Origin of the sequence: Coleofasciculus sp. FACHB-712, assembly GCF_014695635.1 — a bacterium.
Lineage (GTDB): Bacteria > Cyanobacteriota > Cyanobacteriia > Cyanobacteriales > FACHB-T130 > FACHB-T130.
The window spans coordinates 1-6,743 of record NZ_JACJOQ010000495.1 but is presented as its reverse complement, the minus strand read 5'-3'; the positions used below and the strand labels follow the sequence as shown (position 1 = coordinate 6,743).

Below are 6,743 nucleotides of genomic sequence, written 5' to 3'. Positions count from 1 at the left end.
GCTGATAGCTCGTTGGTAAAGGATTTAATTTGGGGTGAAAAAAGTCCAGCGGTAGTAGCGATCGCGCTGAATGTAGTGATTGCGATCATCCCCTTGGCTTTATTTATTTTACTGTCCCCTGCACAATCGGCTACTGGTATAAATGCTGCTGTAAAAGTAAATGAGAGCAGAACTGGGGCGTTGTTTGGTCTTACTTTAGGGGCTAGCTTAATCCTAATTTACGCAAGCATAGCCCAACTGCGATTATTCATGCGAACTCAGCAACGGACGCTCTGAGCAGCGGGAACGCTAGGGGCACTAATTATATTGCCACCAACTATTTTTGCGGTACTGAGAATTCACCATTTCGATCCCTTAGCGGTGCTGTTGCTGTCTATTGTCTCTCCTTTGGCCCTCTTACTAGGCTCGGAGAAAATTTTTCTGCTAATTCCAGGTCTGGGACTAATACTGGTATTGTTGAACCTGCAACTGGCGTGTCAGTTGCGGCAAGCAGGCAAGCAAATCAAAGGTTCCAGCCACGTCACCTCGTAGTGAGAAACGCGCGATCGCCATCAACAGCGAGTAGATGTCAAAGCGGTTACATTACACCAGTTCCAATTAGAAAAAACCGATGACGGTTGGACAGCGATGGTAATTCTTGATATTTAGTCTTAAAGGCGAATCGCACTCTCGTTAAAGAGTTAGCTTCCCAACTTTTCATATCTCTTAAAAATATCATTCGTAATTTTGACTGCTGTTTGATTGTGACTGGCTAAACACAGAGCGTAAATTGCTGCGTTAGTTGAGTTAGTCATAATGACTGGTCTACTGACATACGGGAAAAGCTCCCGTAAGTGTTCTGTATATAAACTCGCTAGCCATTCAGTCCCCAGAGTATCACGACTCAATGAGGGTTGCTGCTCTTCAAAGAGATTCAATTGGGAGTAAGTGGGAGGTTGATATATTTGGTCAATCCAATCAGTGTTACCCATTACTTTATTCAATTGTTCTCTCACAGTTCTTTCAGGAGGGCTATCCCTTCTCAGTAGCCGAGTTACACCCATCAGAGAAAAGTTAACAAAAATGTCGAAAGTTCTTGTATTAGCTAACGCCTTCACAGTCTCCCACTCTACTTGCAATCCATAAGGATCTAAAAAAACGATTGCTCGTTGCTTGGAATTCCTAGTAATCTGGGGGATAACTTCATTGCGTAAAATTTCGTTACAGTCACCTTGGCGAATCCTAATTGAATTGTAGTTGAATTCTTCTCGAAGCCTTTCGAGCCTTTCTATACGCTGTTGAGAAACGTCTATAAACCAATAACCATCAAAGCCTGGTTGTGTTCGCAATGCGCGTAGTGGAGAACCATCAACATATCGCTCTTCATCCTTTGCCTTTGGTTGAACAGAACCAGCAAAAGCATCTATATAGTAATATGCCTTTAACCACTTCTGTTTTTGCTTATTCATTATGTCTGAGTAAGCTTTAAGATACTTTGTTAGTAACTCTAGCTTCTCCTCAGACCAGCGACCGATAATGTCTTCACCTTCACTGCCAAACTGACTCATTGGTGACTCTCTTCTCTGTCAAGAAGTGGCTATATTTGTGCGTCTCAACAGGCTTTCACTTTCTAGAAAGTTTATCTTGCCACTGCATCAAATGTTGGCTCCAAGCTTTAGGAATTTCATCCCAAGTCTGTCCGTCTAAGGTTCTACCACCAATTTTTGAATGCCTTCCTCCCCACTGCTTAAAGAAGAAGGCTACTCCTGCTGCTTGAGACTGTTGAAGTATTTCTTTTACCCACTCTGGTTTAATAGGACGATGTTTATAACCAGATTCTCCACCAACAATCACCCAATCAATACCAGCTAGGTCTAGTTGCAGTTGTCCCAAAAGAGGTTCACATGAGAGGAAGCGCACTGATGCCTGAACTTGTCGGAGGGAATCAACCCTACAGGTGTAGTCTTGACTTTCCACAGATACACCTATCCAGATATTTTCAGCCCATTCTAGTTGTGGAGCTAGTTCGGTCAAACGTTGATGACGCTTAGTTAAAATTTGGTAGACATGCCAAGGAGTCTCTCGCATGACTTTAAAAATTTCTTCCAGATACCAGAGTGGCACTTTCTCATGGAACAGATCGCTCATGGAATTGACAAAGATTCGGCTAGGAGTACGCCACCGTCTAGGCTGGTCTAGTCGATCTTGATGTAGGGTAAGCTGAAATCCTTCAGGGAAATTCTTTGGAAAGCGTTCAGTGATTGCTTCAGCATAGCAATACTTGCAACCGGGACTGACCTTGTTGCAGCCAGTGGTTGGATTCCAAGTCTTATCTGTCCACTCAATAGCGGTATGGGTACTTGACATAACTTTTCAGTCTACCATCCCTCTAGATGTGGCTACACTATCTGAGTGTAGTAGTACAATTGATCTAATTACAACAGCTAGAGTAGGCAGGTTAATTCCTGATTGATGAAATAGCAGAGGCGATCGCGTTTCATGGGCAGCTGATGCAACGAGAGTCTAGTTTACCAACACTCTGCGGTGTACTGCGCGATCGCTGCTAGGTATGAGAATTACCACTACCCTGTCTAGTTAAAATACAAGCAGTAAGCCACGCCTAGGAGTTGTCATGGTACAGTACAACCCGTTGCAGCATCTTCCCACCGCTGAAGAACTGCCTGAAACTGACCATAAGCCTGTGGAAAGTCAACTACAAATTCTGGTTGCCAACTTGTTGGAAGAAATCCTGGCTTGGCTTTGGCAGAAACGCACAGACTGGTTTTGGGGCATCAACATGGGGGTTTATTATGACCCTGGAAAATCTGCAATTGTCCCTGATGGATTCTTAAGCTTGGGAGTTGAACGGTTGACTCGTGCTGGGGGACGGTTAAGTTATGTTATCTGGCAAGAAGGTAAAGTTCCCCTTCTGGCACTTGAGTATGTCTCTAAAACTTACGGTCAAGAGTACGACAGCAAGAAAGATGAGTATGCCAGTATTGGCGTGTTGTACTATGCGATCTACAACCCGGAGTACCATAGGCGTGACAAGCACAATCCCTTTGAGGTTTATCGCTTGGTGGATGGGCAGTATGTGCTGCAATCCGGCGAACCAGTGTGGATACCTGAGATTGGCTTAGGAATTGGGAGGGCGCAGGGTACTTATCGGGCTTGGACGCGGGAGTGGCTGTACTGGTACGACCAGAATGGGAATCAACTCTCTACACCCTCGGAAGTTGCACAGCAGGAGCGTCAACGGGCAGAGCGTTTGGCAGAGCGACTGCGGCAGATGGGAGTTGACCCCGATACTCTGTAGAAATGCGATAAGCCTGACAGTATGCTTTGCTAACGCACGGTAGTAATTCATCAGTGCGATCGCATCTAGGTCTATTCCAGTTCAAGTTGAGCGATAAGCGAAGAGCTTTCGCAACGCTTACCCGCTTTTCTCAATTTCAGCTTGGGTGCTGGAAGCGATCGCTCCAAATTTCCTCCTCCCTCTCGCTATTACCTATCTACTGAACCCTTATCGATAGTTTCCCAAAATACATCATTCTTTATACAGAGAAATTAATCGCAAACAAATTTCTCTGATATTTAGACAATACTCATTCACTATTTTAAGGCTAAATAGTTTATCCCCCCTACCCCCTCCTACCTTTAACAACCTGAGGTGCTGTAGTCTTAAAAACTAAAAGTTGGGGGGATTGCTTTTTTTTGCAGACGCTTCGTGAAAAAAATACTTCAGAGATTTAGTCAATACTCATTCAACATTTTCAGGCTAAATATTCTATCCCCCCTACCCCCTTCTACTCTGAATAGGATGATGTGCGGTAGACAAAGAAGTTGAGGATCGGGGGGGATTAGTGATTACGAATAAGTTGCTGAAATGGGATAAGTTTTACTACTTTGGAAAGAACATTATAAGATTTGTTTCAAATAATATAGTTAAAAGAAAACAGTTTAGAGCGAGCTTATGCAGATTGTAGATAGAGAAGAAAGTTTGAGCTACAAACATTACAGCAGCGAATGGAAATGGGGTTTTAACCCTAGCGCTGAAATTTGGAATGGTCGTTTGGCAATGGTGGGCATTGTGATTGCTGTCCTTATTGATTTAGTTAGCAATCAGGGAGTCCTGCACTTTTGGGGAATCCTATAAGCAAGGCGATCTCTTGCTAATTTCTCTTACCGTTACCCGCGTTTATATATGACTCTCTTCTTTTTACAAAGTCGCGTTTGGAATTTAAATAATGCAAACTTCGCAAGATAAAACAGAACAACAATACACGGAAGCTGCTATTAACATAGAACAAGGCTTCACCCCAAATTCTGAAATTTGGAATGGTCGCTTCGCCATGCTCGGTTTTGTATCCATCCTCATTATAGAGGCATTAAGCGGGCAAGGCATCGTTCATTTCTGGGGCGATATCCTCAGCAATCTTTGGTAATTGTTCTAATCAATATAAACTCATTGAAATCTAAAAGCGGAGCATCATTATGACATCTGAACAACCAAAAAATCCCAATCAAACTGACGCTGTGCAACACGATAGCGAAACCCCTTTTGCAAAGAAACCTTCTGTTCTATTTATCCTTAGCACTTCAATAGGAGTTATCACCATTCTCACGGTGGTTATAAGTGTTTATCGCGGAGTTGCTGGTTTCTAGTTCTACTCAATAGAAGTTCTAAAGGCTGGCATTTTCTGAAGGAAGTGTCAGCCTTTAGATATTTCTAAAAAATTAAGTCACTCAACTTAAGGTTGCTAACGCAAGGTAGTGATATTAAATCGGGCTAAACACTTTCTCACCAAAACTCTAAGATGTAGTGCGCGATCGCTTATCGCTGAGTCACTAACATCTTCATCCCATGTTTTGGGCGGAGTGTTAACGAGGGTTGCAGCACCACCGGATACTCTGGTTGTAGCGTCAGGCGAAACTTTTGCGCGATCGCTGCCAGCAGTAAACTTGTCTCCATCATCGCAAAAGCCTTGCCAATGCAGATTCGCGACCCGCCACCAAAGGGAAAATAGGCAAAAGTGGGCAACTTTTTAATCAAATTATCTGCCCAACGATCGGGGTGAAAAACTTCTGGATTTTCAAAGAAGCGAGGATCTCGGTGCATCGCCCACTGATTGATAAACACAGTTGTTCCCCCCTTCACCTCATACCCGCCCAGAACGCAGTCTTCTACGGCACGTCGGCTCATTCCCCACACCGGCGGATACAGTCGCATTGATTCCAACACCACTCGCTCTGTGTAACGCAACTGACGTAAATCGGCAACCGTGGGTGCGCGATCGCCCAACACTGTCTTTAATTCTTCTTGCAATTTCGCTTCTACTTCTGGGTGTTGTGCAAGTAGAAACCATGTCCATGTCATGGCGTTAGCAGTCGTTTCGTGACCCGCCAAAAAGAGAGTCATTGCCTCATCTCGCACTTGGCGATCGCTCATCCCAGTTCCATCAGATTCATCCCGCACTTGAAGCAATAGGGAAAGTAAATCGCCTGTGTCCTTACCGCTAGCTCTTCGCTCGTTAATAATGCGATAGACAATCGCATCTAATTGTTTAATCGCTTGTTGGTAGCGTAAGTTACTAGGAGTAGGCACCCAACCAGGAAGGAAATATTGATTAGCAAGATTGGAATTAAAATCCATCACTGCATTTAGCGCCGCCTGCACTCCTTCCGCTTCATCTTTAATATCAACATCAAACAGTGTTTTTGACACAATTTCTTCGGTCAGCAACATCATATCTTGATGAATATCGCGGATTTCGCCATCGCGCCATTGGTCAATTAATTGCTCAGTATAGTCAACCATTACCTTTCCATAGGCGACAATTCGTTCCTGATGAAAAGCTGGTTGAACCAGACGGCGTTGACGCTGCCAAAAGTCGCCTTCGCTGGTTAGTAAGCCGTTACCTACAACGCGCAATCCGCGTCGGTACACGCTACTTTTAACAAAGTTGGGATATTGAGTGACCAAGACTTGCTCGATCAAGTCGGGATGGTTCGCTAAAAAAGCTGGAAATGGCCCAAACTGCCAGCAAACAAGATCGCCATACTCTCTAGCACATTTGCTCAAGAACTTAAGTGGATCGCGGTTTATTTCTGTAAGATGACCGACAAGAAAATGACCTTTAGGGCCAGGTGGTAACTGTACTGCGGGCATAAACAAATCGGTTAAAAATGCTTTTAGGGATAATCAAATGGTTTTATGGATGCTCATGCCGAAAGGTAGCTATCATCTTGGTTTTTGTTGAGTTTGAGCCGTTGAAAACTACTTTCAAGCCTTTCCTGAGATAAGATCGACTATTCGGGCGAGCGATACTCTTTTTTTAACACTGCCTATCTAAATTTTAGCCAAAACAAATTTGTTCCAAATCAAATGACACTTACACCTGTGCGCCTGTGAGCGATCGCTCCTGGCACCCGTCCTCTACAAAAGTTCTTGCTCTACCGCTCTGGACAAAGCCCGGATTAGTCAGGCTACCGATAGTCATCCTCGTGATAGTTTTAAGGTAAAGTTTTGGCGGCGCAGCATGGCTAGGGTAGTGCCTTCGCATCAGGTCAGCACAAGCATAAACAATAGCAATTAACAAAACCAAACTTATCTAGGTAAGACTTTGAACCAGAATAATAGATAAAAATTAGGGGAGCATGTCAGATTTGCTGCCCAATCAGCTCATTAAGGTAAGCACAGCGATGCGCTAGCACCTGAGGAACGTTTTCAGCATTCCACTGAGCACCTGAAATTTGAATGCGAC

General features: G+C 44.0%; 7 protein-coding genes and 2 pseudogenes. 6 read left to right on the top strand and 3 right to left on the bottom strand.

The window, feature by feature from the left end; genetic code table 11:
* The 3 genes and pseudogenes from H6F50_RS16335 to H6F50_RS27655 form a co-directional block, all read left to right on the top strand.
* Window positions 1–276: pseudogene (locus tag H6F50_RS16335) on the top strand (ABC transporter permease); the annotation flags it as partial.
* Window positions 277–306: 30 nt separating this feature from the next.
* The gene (locus H6F50_RS16330) at window positions 307–531 is read left to right on the top strand and encodes a hypothetical protein (RefSeq protein ID WP_190429507.1); all 225 of its coding nucleotides are present in this window, start codon (window positions 307–309) and stop codon (window positions 529–531) included.
* A gap of 15 nt (window positions 532–546) precedes the next feature.
* Window positions 547–648: pseudogene (locus H6F50_RS27655) on the top strand (archease); the annotation flags it as partial.
* A 32-nt stretch (window positions 649–680) separates the two neighbouring features.
* Here H6F50_RS27655 and H6F50_RS16320 read toward each other — a convergent pair.
* Window positions 681–1,547 (bottom strand): three-Cys-motif partner protein TcmP, encoded by an 867-nt coding sequence (locus H6F50_RS16320; protein ID WP_190429506.1) that lies wholly within the window; start codon window positions 1,545–1,547, stop codon window positions 681–683.
* Window positions 1,548–1,602: 55 nt separating this feature from the next.
* Window positions 1,603–2,346, bottom strand: a complete 744-nt coding sequence (locus H6F50_RS16315; RefSeq protein WP_190429505.1) for a phage Gp37/Gp68 family protein — start codon at window positions 2,344–2,346, stop codon at window positions 1,603–1,605.
* A 265-nt stretch (window positions 2,347–2,611) separates the two neighbouring features.
* On the opposite strand from H6F50_RS16315, the gene H6F50_RS16310 reads away from it, so the two are divergent.
* From H6F50_RS16310 to H6F50_RS16300, 3 genes are all read left to right on the top strand, one after another.
* Complete coding sequence (locus tag H6F50_RS16310; protein ID WP_190429504.1) at window positions 2,612–3,295, top strand: Uma2 family endonuclease; 684 nt, start codon at window positions 2,612–2,614, stop codon at window positions 3,293–3,295.
* Window positions 3,296–3,952: 657 nt separating this feature from the next.
* On the top strand, window positions 3,953–4,135 hold the full coding sequence (locus tag H6F50_RS16305) for a chlorophyll a/b-binding protein (RefSeq protein ID WP_190429503.1): 183 nt from the start codon (window positions 3,953–3,955) through the stop codon (window positions 4,133–4,135).
* A gap of 91 nt (window positions 4,136–4,226) precedes the next feature.
* The gene (locus tag H6F50_RS16300) at window positions 4,227–4,424 is read left to right on the top strand and encodes a chlorophyll a/b-binding protein (protein WP_190429502.1); all 198 of its coding nucleotides are present in this window, start codon (window positions 4,227–4,229) and stop codon (window positions 4,422–4,424) included.
* Between the two features lie 389 nt (window positions 4,425–4,813).
* On the opposite strand, the gene H6F50_RS16295 is transcribed toward H6F50_RS16300, so the two are convergent.
* Window positions 4,814–6,148 carry a cytochrome P450 gene (locus H6F50_RS16295; protein WP_190429501.1) on the bottom strand — a complete coding sequence of 445 codons (1,335 nt, stop codon included), beginning with the start codon at window positions 6,146–6,148 and terminating at the stop codon, window positions 4,814–4,816.
* Window positions 6,149–6,743 lie beyond the last annotated feature (595 nt).

Bases quoted from the DNA above. Each gene is read 5' to 3' on its own strand.
- H6F50_RS16320 (WP_190429506.1), bottom strand. From the start codon at position 1,547: ATGAGTCAGTTTGGCAGTGAAGGTGAAGACATTATCGGTCGCTGGTCT.
- H6F50_RS16315 (WP_190429505.1), bottom strand. From the start codon at position 2,346: ATGTCAAGTACCCATACCGCTATTGAGTGGACAGATAAGACTTGGAAT.
- H6F50_RS16310 (WP_190429504.1), top strand. From the start codon at position 2,612: ATGGTACAGTACAACCCGTTGCAGCATCTTCCCACCGCTGAAGAACTG.
- H6F50_RS16305 (WP_190429503.1), top strand. From the start codon at position 3,953: ATGCAGATTGTAGATAGAGAAGAAAGTTTGAGCTACAAACATTACAGC.
- H6F50_RS16300 (WP_190429502.1), top strand. From the start codon at position 4,227: ATGCAAACTTCGCAAGATAAAACAGAACAACAATACACGGAAGCTGCT.
- H6F50_RS16295 (WP_190429501.1), bottom strand. From the start codon at position 6,148: ATGCCCGCAGTACAGTTACCACCTGGCCCTAAAGGTCATTTTCTTGTC.